The organism is Halomonas sp. AOP43-A1-21 (assembly GCF_052376775.1).
In the GTDB taxonomy this organism is placed as follows: domain Bacteria; phylum Pseudomonadota; class Gammaproteobacteria; order Pseudomonadales; family Halomonadaceae; genus Vreelandella; species Vreelandella colorata.
In genome coordinates, this window is sequence record NZ_JBQSWC010000002.1 from 94,997 (window position 1) to 114,619 (window position 19,623).

Genomic DNA, 19,623 nt, shown 5'->3' on the forward strand with positions numbered 1-19,623 from the left:
ATTAGCCAAGGCCAATAGCGATCGTTTTTGAAGTGCAAAGCGCGGGCACCTGGAGTGTCCGCGCTTCTTGTTGAAAGCGCTGACAATCAGCGCTGACCATTAGGCAGGGCAAGCGTATGCGTGATGACAAACAACCCACGGCAGCCACTGGAAGCGACCTGGATGATATGGTCGCCTCCAGTGACTCAGGGGCAAGGAAGCCTCACGGCGTACCCGGTAAGCTGCTGGTAAGTATCGCAGCTGTTTGGTCGCTGTTTCAGCTATGGATTGCATCGCCACTTCCTTATATTGTCGGCTTCGGCGTTTTTAGTGCTACCGAAGCACGCTCCATTCACTTAGCATTTGCGCTCTTTTTGGCTTTTATGGCCTACCCGGCGCTAAAGCGCTCCCCGCGTGATCGTATCCCTCTGCAAGACTGGGCGTTTGCAGCGGTAGCCGCGTTTTGCGGTGCCTATCTGTTTATTTTTTATTCGGACCTGGCGCAACGCCCGGGGCGACCCATTACCCAGGATATTGTGATCGGGATACTGGGCATTGTGATGCTGCTGGAAGCCACTCGACGTGCCCTTGGGCCTCCGTTGATGATCGTTGCCGCTCTGTTTATCGGCTATTCCCTATTTGGCCCCTATATGCCGGGTATTCTGGCTCACCGGGGGGTTAGCCTGGGTGGTTTGATCAATCATCAGTGGCTGGGAACACAAGGTGTCTTCGGTATTGCGCTAGGTGTATCCACAAGCTTCGTATTCCTATTTGTTTTGTTTGGCGCACTGCTCGATAAAGCGGGTGCGGGTAACTATTTTATTAAAGTCGCATTTTCAATGCTGGGCCACCTTAAGGGTGGGCCCGCGAAGGCGGCAGTCGTTGCCTCGGGCATGACCGGCTTGATCTCAGGTTCATCGATTGCCAACACGGTGACTACCGGTACGTTTACTATCCCCATGATGAAGCGGGTAGGGTTTAGCTCTGAAAAAGCCGGGGCGGTTGAAGTATCTTCATCGGTTAACGGGCAGATCATGCCGCCGGTTATGGGTGCTGCAGCGTTCCTGATGGTTGAATACGTTGGTATTCCTTATGTAGAAGTTATCAAGCACGCGTTTCTACCCGCCGTTATTTCGTATATCGCGCTGATCTATATCGTCCACCTGGAAGCCTTGAAAGCCAATATGACGGGGCTGCCTTCGAGTAACCCGGCGCGACCACTGCTTAATAAAGTGATTGGCTTTTTGACCGGCTTACTGCTGCTAATGGGGCTGTCGGTGGCGGTCTATTATGGTTTGGGATGGCTAAAACCGGTGCTGGGTGAGTCAACACCTTGGGTGGTATCGGTGGGTTTGGTCTTCATTTATGTTGGGCTTTTAAAAATCAGCTCTAACTACCCTGAACTGGAAATGGACGACCCGACTTCCAAGATCATTACACTGCCGCAAACCCGGCCGACCGTTATGGTGGGCTTGCACTATATCCTGCCGGTTATTGTGCTGGTGTGGTGTTTGATGGTGGAGCGCCTTTCGCCTGGGCTTTCGGCGTTTTGGGCGACCATGTTCATGATCTTTATCATGGTGACACAGCGGCCGATTATCGCCATCTTCCGTGGGCGTAGCAAAATGGCCGCTGACATTAAAGAGGGCTTTTTGGATCTGTGGGACGGCTTGGTAACCGGCGCGCGCAATATGATCGGTATCGGTATCGCAACTGCCACGGCGGGCATCATTGTTGGTGCCGTATCGCAAACCGGCGTAGGTCTGGTGCTGGCGGATGTCGTTGAGATTTTATCAGGCGGTAACCTGATGATGATCCTGCTGCTTACCGCGCTGCTGAGCCTGATCTTGGGTATGGGCCTGCCGACAACGGCCAACTACATCGTGGTATCGGCATTGATGGCACCGGTGATTGTGCTGCTGGGCCAGCAAAACGGGCTGATTGTGCCGCTGATTGCGGTGCATCTGTTCGTCTTCTACTTCGGCATTATGGCGGATGTTACCCCCCCGGTGGGCCTGGCTTCCTTTGCCGCCGCGGCGATCTCGGGAGGCGACCCGCTACGCACAGGCTTCCAAGCGTTCTATTACAGTCTGCGTACGGCAGCGCTGCCGTTCTTGTTCATCTTTAACACGGATCTGCTGTTAATCGATGTTACGGTCATGCAGGGCGTGGTGGTGTTTATCGTCGCGACGATTGCCATGCTGATCTTCGCGGCGGGCACCCAAGGCTTTATGTTGACACGTAACCGCTGGTACGAATCGCTGCTGTTACTGCTGGTCGCCTTTACGCTTTTCCGCCCCGGCTTCTGGATGGATCAGATTCATGACCCCTATGAGTCGGTACCCCCCGCGCAGCTTGCCGATGCGTTAGAGCGTGTGGACGATGGCAGCAGCCTGCGCGTGCAGATTGCCGGTGAGGATGCTTTTGGCGCCCCCATGTCGACTTACATTCTAGTGCCGGTACCCAGCGGTGAAACGGGCCAAGAACGCCTGGAAAATCTGGGTATAGAGCTCTATGTCGATGGTGATCAAACGCTGGTCGATTTCGTCGAGTTTGGTAGCCCCGCGGCCGAATTGGGCTTTGATTTCGATCAGGAAATTACCGAAGTTCTCGCGCCCGTTAACCGCTGGACCAAAGAGTGGATGTGGTTGCCTGCCTTGGGGCTCTTCGGCTTAGTGGTCCTTATGCAGCGTCGTAGGCGTCGTCAGGAACCTGATGACACAATGGCCAAAGCGTAACGGAGGTTGCTATGTACCAGAAAGTACTGCTGCCCGTGGATTTGAACGAAGAGGCCTCCTGGAAAAAAGCGTTACCTACGGCGGTAACGCTTTGCCAGACTTTCGGTGCATCGCTGCATATTGTCAGCGTGTTGCCGGAGTTTAAGATGCCGATGGTGGGGGCTTATTTTCCCAAAAACTTCTCAGAAAAGGTGAATGCTGCCATGAAGGAGGCGCAGCATACGTTTATTCAAGAAAATGTGCCGAAGGATATTCAAACCCAGAGCATCATTGTTGATGGGTCCCCCTGGGAGGCGATCACCAAGGTCGGTAAACAGCTGGATGCCGACCTTATCGTGATGGCCTCGCATACCAAGCATAAGTTTGTGGACTATGTGCTGGGACCTAATGCCGAGCATGTGGTGCATCATGCCAAGGTCTCGGTCATGATCGTGCGTTAAGCATCCATCGTTTGCTTAATGGCAGGTGCTTTGAAAAACCCCAGCTTAGCCAAGCTGGGGTTTTTTTATAGGCGCGGCGATGCCTGTTGGTTAAACTAAATTTATTGACACATAACAGCTAACTACCTTTGCTATCCGGACGTATGAAAAAACTCGTGTTTTGCCTGACCTAAATAGTGAGATCACGTACTCTTATAGAGTCTCTATTAATGGCTCGTTTACAACATTTTAGATCCAGGCTCCATGAGGAAATAATGATGAAAGCCTTATTAGTTAGAGGGCTACTGCTGGCTTTGTGCATTCCCCAAATGGGAGTGGCTGGCGAATCAGCAGCTTTAGAAGCGCCCCAAGGCGCGGCGCTGTTAGAAATTAGAGGCGATATTACCCAAGAGAATGCGCTTGAAGGCGCGCGATTTGACTTTGCAATGCTGAAAGACCTTCCCCAGTTCGGTTTTGATACGAGCACGCCCTGGACCAGTGGCGTCAGCTATTATTCTGGCCCACTGATGCGCGATCTGCTGGAGCGTGTCGGCGCCAATAGTGAGATGGTAAGGGTGGCGGCGCTGAATGGCTACGAAGCTGAAATTCCTGTCAGTGATTTTTATGAGTATGACGTAATACTGGCACTTGAGCGCAACCACGCGCCAATGCCTATCCGTGAGTATGGCCCGCTATGGGTGCTGTATCCGTTTGATCAGGATGACACTTTATTAAATGAAAAAATGCGCTTTAGAGCTGTTTGGCAGGTGATGCGTATTGATGCGCTTAAGTAGCTCCGTGACGCAGTCTCCCAGCCTACTGCGTTATCCCCGGCGTCTAAAACTGGTGGCCATCATTACCGTGCTGCTGTTTGCCGCAGCACTCGTGGTTGCCGCACTTGCCGCATGGCGTCAGGACAACCTCACCCAAAGCCTGCGCGAAGATACCTCGTGGGTAGTGTATAAGCTTGACCGTGATGCGGTGCAGCTTCTTAACCATTTACTTGCGACAGCTCGAACCGATATTACACCGCCGGTGCAAAATGAACTGAACATGCGCTTTGAGCTGTTATACAGCCGCCTTACGCTGCTTCAGGAGGGTGAGGTCAGTACGCTGTTGCATGCCATTGGTGATGCGAGTGAATTAATGGCGCACATACAGCAGCAAATGGAAACACTGGACACCATGTTTGCGCCGTATAGTGAGCTTGAATCACTACCCGTTAGCTCGCTTGAAACGGCACTGGATAGGCTAACGCAGTTAACTGAACGATTTGTAATTACGATTAACGGCTACCTGGCAGAGTCCGCCACTGAAGAGCGCATATGGCTGAGTACGCTTTATAAGCTCTTAATGACGCTGCTGCTGGGTATGAGTCTGGCCGTGCTGTTAGTGATAGGCTTCTTGCTACGTGAAATGCGTGAAAGCGCGGCCGCTAGGCGCGAGCAGGAGCAGCTAAGTCGGCAGTTGGAAGTTACTGCTGAGCAAGCCCAGGCTGCTAACCACGCTAAATCAGATTTTCTGGCCATGGTAAGCCATGAGATTCGCACGCCGCTTAACGGTGTGATCGGCATGAGCGAGCTGTTACGCGAGCCGACAAGCCCGGCTCAGGTGGAAGATTATGCCCGGACGATTCACGACAGCGCCAACCAACTGCTGGCCATGATCAATGAGATTCTCGATTTCTCTAAAATTGAAGCTGGCCACTTAACACTCGAAACCACACCGACGGCACTAAAGCCCTTGATTGATAGCGTAGTGGCCCTCTTTGAGCCGCGTGCGAAGGCGAAAGGCTTGGTATTAAGGGTAAATGTTGATGCCTTGGTGCCCCCTTGGATCATGATTGACGCTGGTCGTTTCAGGCAGATCTTACTGAACCTGGTGGCCAATGCGACGAAGTTCACCGACCACGGTGAAATACATATTCATGTCTCGTCAACGGTTGAAAACTTGTTGCTCGAAGTCATCGATACCGGCTGTGGGCTTAACGAGGAGCAGCAGGAAACTTTATTTGAACCCTTCCAACAGGCTAACTCCTCAATTGCACGTCGCTATGGCGGCACTGGCCTCGGGCTTGCCATTTGCAAGCGGTTGAGCGAGGCCATGCAGGGACGTTTAGGTGTGCAGAGCCAGCCGGGGCAGGGCAGTACCTTTTGGTGTGAGTTGCCGCTTGTAAAGGCCAGTCCGGAAACCGCATCTCTGCCTAATGAGCCGGCGGGAGACTTTGCGGGTACAACGCTACTGCTGGTCGAAGATAACGCGGTCAACCGCAAGGTAGCGACGAGCCTGTTATCGCGCTTAGGGTGCGATGTGGTCTGTGCAGAGAATGGTCAGGATGCGCTAACCATGGCGCAGTCTCTGCAGATGCATTTAATTTTCATGGATATTCAGCTACCGGATATGGATGGCCTGATGGTCACCCAACGCCTGCGAGAGCAGGGCGGCTGGTTGGCTCAGGTGCCTATTGTGGCCATGACCGCCGGCGGCAATGATCGCCAGCGCTGCCTTGCCGCGGGTATGAACGACTATATTACCAAACCGCTCTCCTTATCAGCGCTGAGTAACGTGCTTACGCTGCACCTATTGTCGTCAAGGCAAGATTTATTGCTACCGTCGCTCGAACAGTTAAACGAAGATGCGCCAGAGCACGCATTACTCAACATCAACACACTGAATATGCTGCTGGAAAATCTGGGAGATGAGCGGTTAATCCAGCTTATGGTGCTTTATCAACAGCAGGTAAGCGATTATCTCTTACAGTTGGCGGCTTACCTTGCGGCATCGGAACGCCTGTTTGATGAACAGCTGCAACAGGTAGCGCGGTTGGCGCACCAGCTGCGCGGTGAATCATTGAGTATGGGCGCAGAGCAGTTAGCGGATGATGCCCAGCATCTTGAGCTATTAGCCCATGAAGAGGGCCATACCCCGTGCCAGCTAGACAGCGTGTTTAGTTTATTACGCCATAACGCTGCTCGAACGCTTACAGAACTTGAACGGTGGCGGCGCGACGTTCTACAAAGCTAGTACCTGAAAAGCTAGTACCTGAAAAGCTAGTACCTGAAAAGCTAGTACCTGAAAAGCTAGTACCTGAAAAGCGGGATCCTGAAAACCAAGAGACACTGAACGCTGGTTTACAACGTCAGCCTTCTGGAGCCGTGTGCTTATCTTCTACCAAGGGATGAGAGCTAATCCTGTCCTCGTGCTCTATCGTCGTAGCCAATAATAAACAATACTGTCAAAGCACGTTTAATAATCATAAAACTCAGGAGCCTTGTCATGATCTATGCCAATCCAGGTGAAAACGGGTCAGTTGTCTCATTTGAAAAACGCTATGGCAACTATATCGGCGGTGAGTTTGTGCCTCCCGTTAACGGCCAATACTTTGATAATGTTAGCCCTGTTAATGGTCAGGTATTCTGCGAAATCCCGCGCTCTACCGCCGAGGATATCGATAAAGCGCTGGATGCTGCGCACAAGGCAGCGCCTGCCTGGGGTAAAACCGCCGCTGCTGAACGCAGCAATATTTTATTAAAAATCGCCGACCGCATTGAACAGAATATCGAAATGCTGGCCGTAGCCGAAAGTTGGGATAACGGTAAAGCCGTTCGCGAAACGTTAAATGCGGATATCCCTCTGGCCGTTGATCATTTCCGCTACTTTGCAGGCTGCCTGCGCGCTCAGGAAGGCAGCGCTGCGGATATTGATGCCAATACGGTGTCCTACCACTTTCACGAACCGCTAGGCGTGGTTGGGCAGATCATTCCTTGGAATTTCCCGATTTTAATGGCCGTCTGGAAGCTGGCGCCCGCGCTTGCCGCCGGTAACTGCGTGGTACTTAAGCCTGCCGAACAAACCCCGGCTTCCGTGCTGGTACTCATCGAGCTGGTTGGCGATTTGCTGCCCGCTGGTGTCGTCAATATTGTTAATGGCTTCGGTGCCGAAGCTGGGCAAGCGTTGGCCAGCAGCAAGCGCATCGCCAAGATCGCATTCACCGGTTCCACCCCGGTCGGCTCGCACATCCTTAAATGCGCGGCTGAAAATATTATTCCCTCCACCGTAGAGCTTGGCGGTAAATCGCCCAATATTTACTTTGCCGATATCATGAACGCCGAACCGACGTTTATCGATAAAGCGGTCGAGGGTTTGGTACTGGCGTTCTTTAACCAGGGCGAAGTATGTACCTGCCCATCGCGCGCGCTGATTCAGGAAAGCATGTACGACGAGTTTATGGCGAAAGTGATGGAGCGCACCCAAACCATCAAGCGTGGTAACCCGCTGGATACCGATGTTCAGGTCGGCGCTCAAGCCTCTCAGGAACAGTTCGACAAAATCATGTCGTACATGGAGATTGCCCGTGAAGAAGGCGCGGAGTTCTTGACCGGGGGCAACAAAGAAACCCTGGATGACAGCATTAACGGCGGTTACTACATCCAGCCGACGCTGCTTAAAGGCAACAATAAAATGCGCGTTTTCCAGGAGGAGATTTTTGGCCCGGTAGTCGCGGTCACGACCTTCAAGGATGAAGAAGAGGCGCTCGCGATTGCCAACGACACCGAGTTTGGCTTGGGCGCGGGTGTATGGAGTCGCGATATCAACGTGGCGTTTCGTATGGGCCGGGGCATCCAGGCCGGCCGTGTATGGACCAACTGCTATCACCAATACCCGGCTCACGCCGCGTTTGGTGGCTACAAGAAATCCGGCGTCGGCCGTGAAACCCACAAGGTTGCCCTCGAACACTATCAGCAAACCAAGAACCTGCTGATTAGTTACGACATCAATCCGTTGGGCTTCTTCTAAACCACGCTTACGTGCTACCCCCGCTCGGTATTGCCGAGCGGGATTGTTAGTCCCCTGATACCCGCTATTGGTTATTGATTTCCGGGTGACCGTTTCTTGCCAGCCAGAGGCGCGCTATCCGCTCAGCGTGGGCCAGATTGCTCGCGACAGCTAGCTTGCCCATTTCGCGACGTATGCCAGCACGTTTGATTTTTAACATCATGCGCGGCGGTAGCCCGACGAAGATAATGCCCACTTTCTGTTCGCTCAGTTCGCGACGCAATGTATCCAGCGCCACCATGGCGGTAGTATCCAGGCTGGGCACATCGCGCATATCCAACACGATAATGCGCACGCTGTGATCAATCATGCGCAGTGTCGCAATAGCCTTTTCAGCAGCGCCAAAAAACAGCGGTCCCGTGATCTTGTAATGCGCCACTTCAGCTGGGTATTGCGCGTGCGTATCCGGCGCGGTGAAGCGCTGGGTATTGGTCAACTGCGCCATCCGGCGAATAAACAGAGCGGCGGCTAGGCCTATGCCGACAGCTACCGCTATCACCATGTCGAAAATGACGGTGAGCAGAAAGCAGATCACTAGTACCCATACATCGCTTGCGGGGGCGCTTTTCAGCGTGTGAACAAAGTGGCGTGCTTCGCTCATGTTCCAGGCAATGATAAACAGTAAGGCTGCCAACGCCGCCATGGGAACGTAGCCCAGCACGCCCGCCAGGACGACTACGGCCAACAGTACCACCAGCGAATGTACCAGTGCGGCTATCGGCGAAAACGCCCCGCTTTTGATATTGGTAGCGGTACGGGCAAGCGCTGCGGTCGCGGTTATGCCACCAAAGAAAGGGACTACCATGTTGCCCAGTCCCTGACCGATCAGTTCGGCATTCGGGTTGTGACGTGTGCGGGTCAAACCGTCGGCCACAACCGCGCACAGTAGTGATTCGATCGCCGCCAACAAGGCGATGGCAAGCGCCGGGCCAAGTAACGACTGAATCAAGGCGAAGTTGATTTCAAGCGGCGTGCCATCCTCTCCCAGAAAATGCCACGGCAGCGCAACGCTTGGCGCAAAGGGCGGAATGCCATTGCCGTTTTCGCCTTGAAACTCCCAGCTAAACCGTGAGGCGATAGTGTCGACCTCAATGCCGCCCAGGGTCAGCAAAAAAGCTGCCAGCGTGCCCACCGTTAATCCAACCAGCGGCGCTGGAATCGGCGTTTTTAGACGCGGCCAGATCAATAGTGTGGCTAGGGTAGCAAGTCCGACGCTGATATCTGCCAGCGACAGGCCGGGCAGTGCCTGGCTGATCAGCATCAAATTATGCAGGGTGCTGTCACCCAGCTCGACACCGGATAAGCCTAGAAAATCAGGCAGTTGTAGCAGTGCGATCACCACGCCAATACCTGCCGTAAAGCCTAGAATTACCGGGTAGGGGACATACTGAATCAGGCTGCCCAGGCGTGAAAGCCCGAGTGCAACCAGAATTGCCCCGGCCATCAGCGTGGCAATTAGTAGCCCGCCCAAACCGTGATGGGCAACGATAGGAAATAGAATGACTACAAAGGCCGCCGTGGGGCCTGAGATGTTAAACCGTGAGCCACCCGTCAAGGCGATTACCGCACCCGCCACGATAGCGGTATAAAGCCCATGTTGAGGCGGTACGCCAATCGCAATCGCCAGCGCCATGGAAAGCGGCACCGCTACCACGCCAATGGTGAGACCCGCCATCACATCGCGCTTCAACATGCCGAGCGTATAGCCTTCACGCCAGGCGTTAAGCAATGCGCTGCCAGGCATCGGAAACACATAGTCCGAGGGGCGATTCGCGCGGGACATGGGTAGGCCTCTTGAGTGGCGAATAGATATACGCTTTACGCTACTCCTGACCTCAAATTTGCACAATCGGACGTTAGTGCGGTGCCCTTAAGGCACAAAAAATAAAACGCCCGGTGATGGCCGGGCGTTCTAGAAATATAGCGATTAAATGGCTTACTCGCTGGCAGTTTCCGCGTTTCTTTCGTGATGGTCATGCTCACCGCGGCGGCCGTGGCCTTTACCGTCGCCACGGTGCTCTTCGCGCACCTCTTGCATGGCATTTTTTAAAGCGTCGCGTTCTTCTTCAGAAAGAAGTTCCGCGACTTTTTCGTGGTGCTCTTCACGCAATGCCTGCATGGCCTGATAGTGTTCAGCGTTCAGCTCATTAAGGGCCGTTTGCTGCTCTTCATCTAATCCAGCACGCTCATATACTTCCTGGCGGCGCTCTTCCATGCGCTGTTGGAATGCTTCACGATCAACCTCTGAGGCATGGTCTTCGTGTTGGTTTGCCTGGGCTGCAAAAGCGAGCGGCGTTAGCGCGAAAGCAAGCAGAGCGGGAGCAAAAACCTGACGTAATGACATTTTCATAACGTACCTCTTGGTAAGTTGACGATGTCAGTATCAAGCGGCGAAGTGCAAATCGTATGCACGGAGTGTGCAATAACGGTGATGTTGGTGGACTATGGCTATTTGCTAAACACTTTCTTCGCATAAGGAATGATAAATGCCATACGCCCGTTTTGTTTGCCGCTACCTTGGCTTGGGCACGCTTGCTCTGCTGCTTGGTGGATGCACTGCAACGCACTATGTTCATAACGATCAATCGGCTATTGAGCAGCGTGTCTCACCGCGTGATACCGTGACCTTTGAGCGTCTTGATCCGCAGCCTTATACCCCGGCTGATTGGCCGCAAATGCTCAATGCTCAAGTACTGCTTCCCCATACCCAAGGCTTGGAACGTCGCCCGGCGGCGTTGATTGTTCACGGCGGGGGATGGCGCAATCGTGGTCCAAACGATATGCAGGGGATTGCTGAACAGCTGGCAGAGCAGGGCTATGTCACGATCAACATCGAGTATCGCTTTGCCCCTGAGTATCAGTTTCCCGCTCAGCTTTACGATCTAGAGCAAGCCATGAACTGGCTTCACGCCCATGCGGCAGAGTGGCGTATAGACACCGACAGAGTAGTGGGGGTTGGTTACTCTTCCGGGGCGCATCTGGTAAGTCTGCTAGCCGTGGCGGGGGCTGAAGGCCCACTCGCGGCCCCTTATGGCGGCGAGCATACCCGGCTAGCCGCCGTGGTGGCGGGTGGGCTTCCAAGTGATTTGCTGAAATTCGATGATGGCCCGCTGGTGGTTGATTTTATAGGCGGCACGCGCGCCGAGAAAACCGAAGCCTATACGCTGGCATCTCCCGCTCGCCAGCTAATCCCTCAAGCGCCGCCGTTTTTCCTGTTCCATGGCAAGTGGGACAGGCTGGTGCCCGTCGACCATGCCACTGATTTTTATCGGGCTCTACAAGCTCAAGGAACCCCGAGCGAGCTTTATCTCCAGCCATGGCGTGGCCATTTAGCCAGCTTTATATTCCGCGGCAGCGCCATGAAAGCGGCCATTGCTTTTTTGAATCGCCAGGTTGATACAAACGATTAGCCCTCTGGCTGATACTTATATCCTACCCCATACACTGAGCGAATGATCTCCTGCTCGGGGAGGGCTTCAGTGATTTTTTTACGTAACTTTTTAATATGGCTATCCACGGTGCGCTCTGACACGATGCGGTTATCGCGGTACATGTGATCCATTAGCTGCTCACGGCTAAAGATTCGCCCCGGCGATTGCATCATCACCCGCAGCAGCTGAAATTCAACCGCAGTGAGCCCTATATCATGGCCATGGGCTAGGGCTTGCCAGCCATCTTCGTTGAGAGTGACCGGCGCCAGTGTTTCAGGTTGATCCGCCGTGACTTGTTCAGCAAGGGCTTGGCTTCTGCGTAGCACGGCTTTTACCCTGGCCACCACTTCGCGGGGGCTAAAGGGTTTACAGATGTAGTCATCGGCGCCCAGCTCTAACCCTAGCAGGCGATCCACCTCCTCTACCTTGGCGGTGACCATGATAATGGCGATCGTAGGCCACAGCTGGCGTATTTCCCGGCATAGCGTGAGGCCATCTTTGCCGGGCAGCATAACGTCTAACAGGATTAGCTTGGGGGAGTTTTCCTGTAGCCAGGGAAGCACTTCGTCACCATGACCAAGCGTGGTCACGGCATAGCCATGAGAACTTAAGTAGTCATCCATCAGGCGAGCAATTTTGGGTTCGTCTTCAACGATCAACAACGAGGCGTCATGCGACATAGTGGACTCGCTCAGTAGTTAATGAACAGTGAGTATTAATGGGCAGTGAGCAACGGAAAACGCAGCGTCCAGCAAAGGCCGCCGAGCTGGGTGTTTGTGGCCTTAAGCGTTGCCCCGTGAGCATTGACCAGCGCGCTGGCAATCGAAAGCCCTAAACCGCTGCCGCCGCTGGCACGGTTACGCGACCCCTCTACCCGGTAAAGACGCTCGGTAAGCCGCACAAGCTCACTTTCGGGCACACCGGGTGCGCTATCTTGCCAGGTAATCACCGCATGATGGTGTTGGATGCCAAGCGTCACCTGAAGTTTGCCTGGGGCATCGGTATAGGCGCAGCTGTTATCCAGCAGATTATTCCATAGCTGATGCAGGCGCTGAGCATCGCCGTGAATCATAACGCCGGGGGCAATATGCGTGGTCAGGGTAAGGCCGCTTTCCTTGAGCCAGCGGTCGGCGTCCTCAAGGCGACTGGTCAGGCTTTCGCTAAGATCCATCGGGGCTAAATGAATATCCAGCGCCCCGGCATCACTTTGCGAGAGCAGACGTAAATCGGCGACCAGACGTTCGAGCTGAGCCACTTCCTGGGCAAGAGAAAACAGATTTTCCTGATTCAGAGGGCGAATGCCATCCTGCATGGCCTCAATTTCACCACGCAATACGGCAAGCGGCGTACGTAGCTCGTGAGCCGTATCGGATACCCAGCGCGAGCGCGCGTCCCGGTTGGCTTCAAGAGTCGCTGCCAAAACGTTAAAGTCCCGCGCCAGACGCGAAAGCTCGTCGCGGCCACGCTCGGGCAGGCGGGAGTGATAATTGCCTTCGGTGAGACGCCGTGTCGCAATGGCCAGGGCACGCGTGCGTCGGCTCAGCCACCAGGAGAGCCCGGCTGCCAGCAGCAGTGAGGCCAGGCCAATCGAGATGACGATAATCATCAAATTGCGCTGCTGGCGCTCTAAAAAGTGATTTTCCATGCGCTCAAGCATTTGCTGAGGCGGACGAAACCCTAGCTCGCCGATTTCCAGATCGTTGCTATAAAGCGTTAGCCAGCGCCAATCGCTCGAGCCCGTTCGATTATCCATGGGCGGGATAACAAACCGGCCGTCGGGGGCACGTAGCGCAAAATCCCGGGCTTCACCCAGCGGGGAAGGGCGCTCGCGGTCTTCCTGGCCTAGCTCAAAGCGCACAATATTCGGCCAGCGGCGGGGCTTGTTTTCCAGCCATTGCCAGTTGTTCTGCGTTTCCCAGCGGGTAATCAAGCCATCGGCCAGCAGCATGGCACGGCGCTCCTGGGCCTGACTTAAGTAATCGAGAAAGCCACGATCGATACTGTAGGAAACCGCCAGGAACATGCTGGCTGAAATGGCCACGTTAACGCTTAATATGGCCGCAAACAGCTTTAAGCCCAGCCGTGAGGGCCGCCATTTGGGAAACGAAAAAACCATCAGGTGGTGCCTTCCTGGCCAGGTTGACGTGGCATGCTCAATCGCTCGCGCCAGTTCTCCATGCCCAGATAGAGACACGGCACCAGAACCAGCAAAATAGCGGTCGCAAAAATCATCCCAAAGCCAAGCGATATGGCCATCGGGATCATGAAGCGCGCCTGGCGGGAGGTTTCGAGAATCATCGGCGCCAGACCTAAAAAGGTGGTTAGGGTGGTCATCATGATAGGACGTAAACGCCGGGTGGCCGCCGCTACAATGGCTTCCCGCGGGGCCATGCCTTCGCGCCGCTTGCGGTTGGCGTAATCGATCAGCACCAGAGCGTCATTGATCACCACCCCGGAGAGCGCCAGCATACCCAGCAGGCTGATAATCGAAAGCCCAAACCCCATGATGATATGCCCCATCACCGCACCGACAATACCAAAGGGGATCGCCGCAAGCACCAGCAAAGGCTGCAGATAGCTCCTGAACGGAATTGCCAACAGCGCGTAGAGGGCCGCCAGCATAAGCCACATGGCGGTGCGCAGCGTAGCAAGGTTGTCAGCGGTATCCTGCTGGCGCCCGCCCAAGCTGACCTCAAGCCCTGGCCAGGTGTTCTCAAGTATCGGGAAAACGTCTTCCTGCAGTGTTGCCAACACCTGATTAATGGTTCTATCACCTTCGGCATCGGCCGTCACGGTAATGATCCGTCGGCCATCAATACGCTGTAGGCTGCTGGAGGCCTGGCTGAGGGTAATATCCGCCACGCGGGAAAGCGGCACGCTAAGCCCGTCCGGCGTGCGAACGGGCATGCGGTAAAGCTCGTTTAAGCTATCGCGGTCGGCTTCTGGCAAGCGAACTTCCACACTAATCTCGCGGCGCCCGACAAACTGCTCAACAGCGGTAGCACCCTGCAAGGGGCCACGCAGTGCCTGGGCCAAGTCGCTGCCGGTAAGGCCCAGCGCCCGACCTTCTGCGGAAAGGCGCATTTCCAGCTGCGGCTTACCATCGCCAATACCGCTATCGATATCGGTTAGCCCGTACTCACCCAGCTCATCGGCAAGCCGTGAAGCGGCCGCTTCAAGCACCTGAGTGTCGGGGTGAGACAGACGTAGGCTAAGCGCCGCGCCACTGCCGGGGCCTCCAAAATCGGATTCAAAACGCACCGACTGAGCGCCGACCAAGTCTCCGGCAAGCGTGCGCCACTCACGCGCAATACGCGAGGGTGGCCAGGCTTCCAGGCTATCATTTGCGATATCAAGCCTGACCTGTAGCTCTTCGCCGTCTAGGCGGCTGCGCGTGCTGCTAAAGCTGAGCGTGTCTTCCTGCTCGCTCAATGTCTGAGCGGCATTAAGCAACTGCTGACTAAGCTCCCGGCTAACGCTGATGTTGGTGCCAATGGGCAGCGTGACGGTTGCTTGAACCTGATCCGACTCCGCGCGGGGCATCAGCGAGAAACCCAGCCGCCCGCTCATTATCCAGGCGAGAGCCACGACCAGCACCGCTACTCCTAGCGCGACGCTTAGCAGGCGCTGATTGAGCGCACGCTGTAGAAAAGGCTCAAACTGGCGGTAGGTAAAGTGGTGTAAGCCGCTCTGCATGCGTTGACGCACCGCTTCCAGTGGCCGCTGCCAGGCCGGTGTTTCACGCGGCTTGCGGCTGTGGGCCAGGTGCGCGGGGAGAATAAACAGCGCTTCTGCCCAGGAAATCAGAAACACGGTGATGACCACGACCGGCACGGTCGCAAACAGCATGCCCAAAAAGCCGGGTAAAAACAGCAGCGGTAGAAACGCGACGATATTCGACAAGATGGCAAAGGTCAGCGGCACGGCAATTTCGCTGGCACCTTTTACCGCCGCATCGCGCAGCGAGTAGCCTTCTTCACGATAGCTGTAGATGTTTTCGCCGACCATAATCGCGTCGTCGACCACGATCCCCAGCGCAATGATGAAGGCAAACATCGACATCATGTTTAGCGATACGCCGATCCAGGGAAGAAACAGCATGGCCCCCAAGAATGCTGTCGGAATGCCCAGGGTTACCCAAAAGGCCAGCCGCGCTTCAAGAAACAGCGCCATCAACACCAGTACGAGCGCCAGTCCCATCCAGGCGTTTTTCAACAGCAGGCTAAGACGGTCTTCGTATATTTCAGAACTGTCGCGCGAGACATCCAGGCTAACCCCGGGCGGAAGCGCTGCCCGCAGGTGCTCCAACTCGCCGTAAACCGCTTCTGAAATGCTGGTCGGCGTTTGGTGACCAATCTGATAGATATCGACCGACAGGCCCGGCTCTCCGTTATAGAACTCTTCCCGGTCGGTTTCCGCAAAGCCGTTGCTGACGTCGGCAATATCCCCCAGCAGAATAGGTGACCCTTGAGCGGTGGTGAGAATCGGCAGGTCGGCAAATTCAGCCGCGCTGTTGCGCCGCCCTTGGTAGCGAACCAGCCATTCGCCTTCGGCGGTGGTTAGCTGCCCGCTTGCCAAGTCCAAGGCTTCTTCGCCGATACGCGCGGCAAGCTGCTGGTGATCAAGCCCAAAGCGTTCAATGGCTTCTTCATCCAGATGAATCTGAATTTCCCGTTCACGGTTTCCGGAAAGCTCCGCTCGCGAAATGCCCTCTACGGCCTGAAGTTCGGCCCGGATATCTTCAGCGGCATCGTGAAGCGCAGCGAGCCCTACCGACCCATAAACCTGAAGGCTTACCACGCTGCGTGAGCGCCCGGCCAGCGTGAAACGTGGCGGGTCGGCGGCGTTGGGCAGCGTAGTGATCGCATTAACCGACTGCTGAATATCCTGATAAACGCGCATCACGTCAACGCCATCAATCAGTGTCGCGCTGACCATACCGCTGCCTTCGCCAGCGGTTGATGTCAGCTCATCAATACCTTCTACATTCGACACCGCCGCCTCAACGGGCAGCAGCAGGCTTTGCTCTACGTCCTCTGGGGTAGCGCCGGGATAGCTGATGCTGACCTGAACGATTTCAATTTCAAACTCAGGGAAGACTTCCTTTTTAATCGCGAGCGAGGCCATAAGGCCACCCACAATAAACAGCAGCATCAGAAGGTTAGGCGCAACGCCATGGTCGATCATCCAGGCAAGCGGGCCGCGGCGCATCAGATATTCTCCCTATCGCTTGCCGGGGTATCGCCGCGCTGGCGAATGCGTACCTGCTGGCCTTCACGGGGTTGGGCGAGTCCTGAGGTGACAACCCGTTGGCCGGCCTGCAGGCCGCTACGCACCAGGGCTTGCTCTTCTCCGCGATAAGCAAGCGTTACGATGCTGCTATGCAGTTGGCCCTCTTCATCCACCCACCAGACACGCTCGCCAGGGCGCAATGCAGCCGAGGGCAGTGCAATCAATTCTTCATGGGACTGGGTCTGAAACGACACGCGCATGATATCGCCCAGGCGCAGTGCCGGGCCATCGGTATCCAGCGCTAGCGGGTCATCGACGGCGATCAACAGCTGTGCCTGCAGGCCGCTTTCTTCAAGATTGGGCAAAATGGAGATCAGCGTTCCCTGACGGGTGGCATCGATGGGCCAGCCTCGGCTTGAAAGGCTGACCGCGCTGCCAGGCTCCAGCCACTCAAGCGCATCGCCGGGCAACGAGGCGCGTACCCAGAACTGTTCGACGCCGACAAGATTAAGGATCTCGGTTCCCTGGCTGAGAAGGCTGCCCGCGCCCACCAGGCGCTCCTGGACCATGGCCCGCCAAGGCGCGATAAGCGTGGCCCGCTCCAGATTGAGCGCTGCCTGGTCACGCACTACGCGCGCTTGGGTCAGTTGGGCCTGGGCCTGGCGCAGCTGAGGTTCACGCAGCACCAAAGCGCGCCGCTCGGCTGACAGCTGACGGCCAAACGATTCATATTCGCTGCGTGCCCGCTGCTGCTCAGCATTTTCCAGCGCAAGCTGGGCTTGTGCGTTGCTTAGCTGGGCTTCGGCATCTTCAAGTGTCAGGCGTAAATCAGCCTGATCGATATACGCAACCGGCGCGCCTTCCTCGACGACCTGACCGGGCAGCACGTTTTCAGCAAAGCGCTCCAGTTGGCCTGCCACGCGGCTTGCCAGCATAGCGGTCTGCTCGGCTTCAACGCGGCCAAAACCGCTGAGGGCAGGCGACTGGGTGCTTTGGGTAAGCGTGATGACATCGACCACCGGTGGCGTTGGTTGTGGCGGTGGACGTCGCTCAATACGCGGTGGCTGGCTAATAATCCACCAGGCGCTGGCCAAGCCAACCGCAAAAACCAGCAGGGCTGCCACGGCGCCAAAACGAATACGACCCTGTTGGGATGAGGAACAAGAGCTAAGCGATTTTATCAACACGGGGTATCCGTCGTAAGAGCGAAAATTCCAGACAAACAAGCGTATCATGCTAGCATCACGCATTGGTTCGCAGCGATTGGGTAAGCATTATGAAAATAGCGTGCAACCCTTCGCAAGCCGGTAGTATCTGCGGCTTTTTAATGGCGTGATCTATCCACATTGGAATAATTGCCGACCCACGAGTCTTTTTTACGCGTATGAAAAACACCGCCACCCGCGATAAGTTAATTGATACCGGTGCCGAGCTGATTGCCCAGCAAGGGTATAACGCAACGGGCATCAATGCCGTTCTTAAAGCGTGCGACGTGCCTAAAGGGTCGTTTTACCATTACTTCTCCAGTAAAGAAGATTTTGGGTTGGCGGTCATTGAGCGCTTTGCCAATGATTACGATGAGAGTTTAGTGGCCCTGCTTGAAGATTCGAAGACGCCACCGCTAGAGCGCTTGCAGCGTTACTTTGCCGCTGGCCGAACGTACATGCGCGAGTGCGACCATGCGACCGGTTGTCTGATTGGTAATTTAGGCCAGGAACTGGCCGGTCAAAGCGACCGTTTTCGTGAAGCGCTTAACAGCGCCTTCCAACGCTGGGAAGAGCGTTTTGCGCGCTGTTTACAGGATGCCCAAGCCCAGGGCTTACTCCCAAAAGCGCTGGATGCGCATCGGCTGGCAAGCTTTATTCTCTGCGGCTGGGAAGGGGCCATTCTACGCGCCAAAACGCTTAAGTCAGAAGCGCCCATGGAAGTCTTTGAGACGCTGTTATTCGAACAGGTGCTCACTCCGCCTGCGGGCTGACGAGTTATCCTTGAGGTGGCGTAGACTGCCTGGTGTGCTTATTTATTCCGTGCAGGAGTCCGCCATGTTTACCCGCTATGAAAAACACACCCGTCAGGTCAACGGCGTCGAGATCGCCTTTCGCATGGGCGGGAACGGCCCCGCACTCCTGCTACTTCACGGCCACCCGCAAACCCATGTGATTTGGCATAAGGTGGCTGAGTCGCTTGCCCAGCACTTCACCGTCATTGCTGGCGACTTGCGCGGCTACGGCGATAGCGGCAAACCCGACGATGACGTCGAGCATCTCAATTATTCCAAGCGCACTATGGCGACCGATATGGCCGAGCTGATGAGTGGTCTGGGGTTCGAGCGCTTCAAGGTGCTGGCGCATGATCGCGGCGCGCGGGTCGCCCACCGCTTGGGCGTTGACTATGCCCAGCGCGTTGAGCGCATGGTGTTTCTGGATATTGCGCCCACCCTTGCCATGTATCGCGGCACCAATGAGGCGTTTGCACGCAGTTACTGGCACTGGTTCTTCCTGATTCGCCCCCAGCCCCTGCCCGAAATGCTGATCAATAGCGACCCCACCCAATACCTTAAAAGTGTGATGGGCGCGCGCAGTGCCGGGATGACACCGTTTACCTCGGAAGCCCTGGCGGAATACGAGCGGTGCCTGGCACTGCCCGGCACCGCAACCGGCATCTGCGGCGACTACCGCGCCAGCGCCACGATCGACTTAGTCCACGATCAGGCCGATATCGACGCAGGTGTAAAACTTACCTGCCCGTTAAAAGTGATGTGGGGCGCTGAAGGCGCGATTGAAGCCAACTTTGATGCACTCAGCGAATGGCACAAGGTGGCGACTCAGGTTGAAGGCAAGGCGCTGCCCTGCGGCCACTATATTGCTGAAGAAATTCCTGAGGTGCTGCTGGACGAAGCATTGGCATTTCTGCTCAGCGCTGAATAAGCACTTAACGAGACTTACCAAGACGAAGCGGGTCAAAAACTGGATAATGGGCGGCAATTCG

14 protein-coding genes are annotated in these 19,623 nt (G+C 55.5%); 8 read left to right on the top strand and 6 right to left on the bottom strand.

Annotated elements, in window-relative coordinates; translation table 11 throughout:
• The first annotated feature begins 116 nt into the window (after positions 1-116).
• The 5 genes from ACT3R7_RS01785 (at position 117) to exaC (ending at position 7,933) form a co-directional block, all read left to right on the top strand.
• Positions 117-2,717: a TRAP transporter permease gene (locus tag ACT3R7_RS01785; protein ID WP_192537785.1), complete on the top strand. Its 2,601-nt coding sequence runs from the start codon at positions 117-119 to the stop codon at positions 2,715-2,717.
• A gap of 11 nt (positions 2,718-2,728) precedes the next feature.
• Positions 2,729-3,157 (top strand): universal stress protein, encoded by a 429-nt coding sequence (locus ACT3R7_RS01790; RefSeq protein ID WP_496198733.1) that lies wholly within the window; start codon positions 2,729-2,731, stop codon positions 3,155-3,157.
• Positions 3,158-3,414: 257 nt separating this feature from the next.
• The gene (locus ACT3R7_RS01795) at positions 3,415-3,930 is read left to right on the top strand and encodes a putative pterin-binding protein (protein WP_192537783.1); all 516 of its coding nucleotides are present in this window, start codon (positions 3,415-3,417) and stop codon (positions 3,928-3,930) included.
• Positions 3,917-6,160, top strand: coding sequence for an ATP-binding protein (locus ACT3R7_RS01800; RefSeq protein ID WP_192537782.1), 2,244 nt, complete (start codon positions 3,917-3,919; stop codon positions 6,158-6,160). The genes ACT3R7_RS01795 and ACT3R7_RS01800 overlap by 14 nt, the downstream gene beginning before the upstream one ends.
• 252 nt (positions 6,161-6,412) lie before the next feature.
• A complete protein-coding gene (gene exaC / locus ACT3R7_RS01805; RefSeq protein WP_193092245.1) occupies positions 6,413-7,933 on the top strand; it encodes an acetaldehyde dehydrogenase ExaC in 1,521 nt (506 codons plus the stop codon).
• A gap of 64 nt (positions 7,934-7,997) precedes the next feature.
• On the opposite strand, the gene dauA is transcribed toward exaC, so the two are convergent.
• Positions 7,998-9,755 (bottom strand): C4-dicarboxylic acid transporter DauA, encoded by a 1,758-nt coding sequence (gene dauA / locus ACT3R7_RS01810; RefSeq protein ID WP_192537780.1) that lies wholly within the window; start codon positions 9,753-9,755, stop codon positions 7,998-8,000.
• A 153-nt stretch (positions 9,756-9,908) separates the two neighbouring features.
• Positions 9,909-10,322 carry a hypothetical protein gene (locus tag ACT3R7_RS01815; protein WP_192537779.1) on the bottom strand — a complete coding sequence of 138 codons (414 nt, stop codon included), beginning with the start codon at positions 10,320-10,322 and terminating at the stop codon, positions 9,909-9,911.
• 136 nt (positions 10,323-10,458) lie between these two features.
• Here ACT3R7_RS01815 and ACT3R7_RS01820 point away from each other — a divergent pair, with 136 nt between their 5' ends.
• Positions 10,459-11,382, top strand: coding sequence for an alpha/beta hydrolase (locus tag ACT3R7_RS01820; RefSeq protein ID WP_193092244.1), 924 nt, complete (start codon positions 10,459-10,461; stop codon positions 11,380-11,382).
• Here the strand turns inward: ACT3R7_RS01820 and ACT3R7_RS01825 are convergent.
• From ACT3R7_RS01825 to ACT3R7_RS01840, 4 genes are read right to left on the bottom strand one after another with little or no spacing between them, the layout of a single operon-like run.
• Positions 11,379-12,083 carry a response regulator gene (locus ACT3R7_RS01825; protein WP_193092243.1) on the bottom strand — a complete coding sequence of 235 codons (705 nt, stop codon included), beginning with the start codon at positions 12,081-12,083 and terminating at the stop codon, positions 11,379-11,381. The genes ACT3R7_RS01820 and ACT3R7_RS01825 overlap by 4 nt on opposite strands.
• A 35-nt stretch (positions 12,084-12,118) precedes the next feature.
• Positions 12,119-13,519 (bottom strand): ATP-binding protein, encoded by a 1,401-nt coding sequence (locus ACT3R7_RS01830; protein WP_193092242.1) that lies wholly within the window; start codon positions 13,517-13,519, stop codon positions 12,119-12,121.
• Positions 13,519-16,614, bottom strand: coding sequence for an efflux RND transporter permease subunit (locus ACT3R7_RS01835; protein ID WP_193092241.1), 3,096 nt, complete (start codon positions 16,612-16,614; stop codon positions 13,519-13,521). The genes ACT3R7_RS01830 and ACT3R7_RS01835 overlap by 1 nt, the downstream gene beginning before the upstream one ends.
• Positions 16,614-17,870 (bottom strand): efflux RND transporter periplasmic adaptor subunit, encoded by a 1,257-nt coding sequence (locus ACT3R7_RS01840; RefSeq protein WP_193092240.1) that lies wholly within the window; start codon positions 17,868-17,870, stop codon positions 16,614-16,616. Before ACT3R7_RS01840 ends, ACT3R7_RS01835 begins: the two co-directional genes overlap by 1 nt.
• A gap of 149 nt (positions 17,871-18,019) precedes the next feature.
• Here ACT3R7_RS01840 and ACT3R7_RS01845 point away from each other — a divergent pair, with 149 nt between their 5' ends.
• Both ACT3R7_RS01845 and ACT3R7_RS01850 read left to right on the top strand, forming a co-directional pair.
• Complete coding sequence (locus ACT3R7_RS01845) at positions 18,020-18,613, top strand: TetR/AcrR family transcriptional regulator (protein WP_193092239.1); 594 nt, start codon at positions 18,020-18,022, stop codon at positions 18,611-18,613.
• Positions 18,614-18,677: 64 nt separating this feature from the next.
• Entirely contained in the window at positions 18,678-19,562 is an 885-nt protein-coding gene (locus ACT3R7_RS01850) for an alpha/beta fold hydrolase (RefSeq protein WP_193092238.1), read from the top strand.
• The last annotated feature ends 61 nt before the right edge of the window (positions 19,563-19,623 follow it).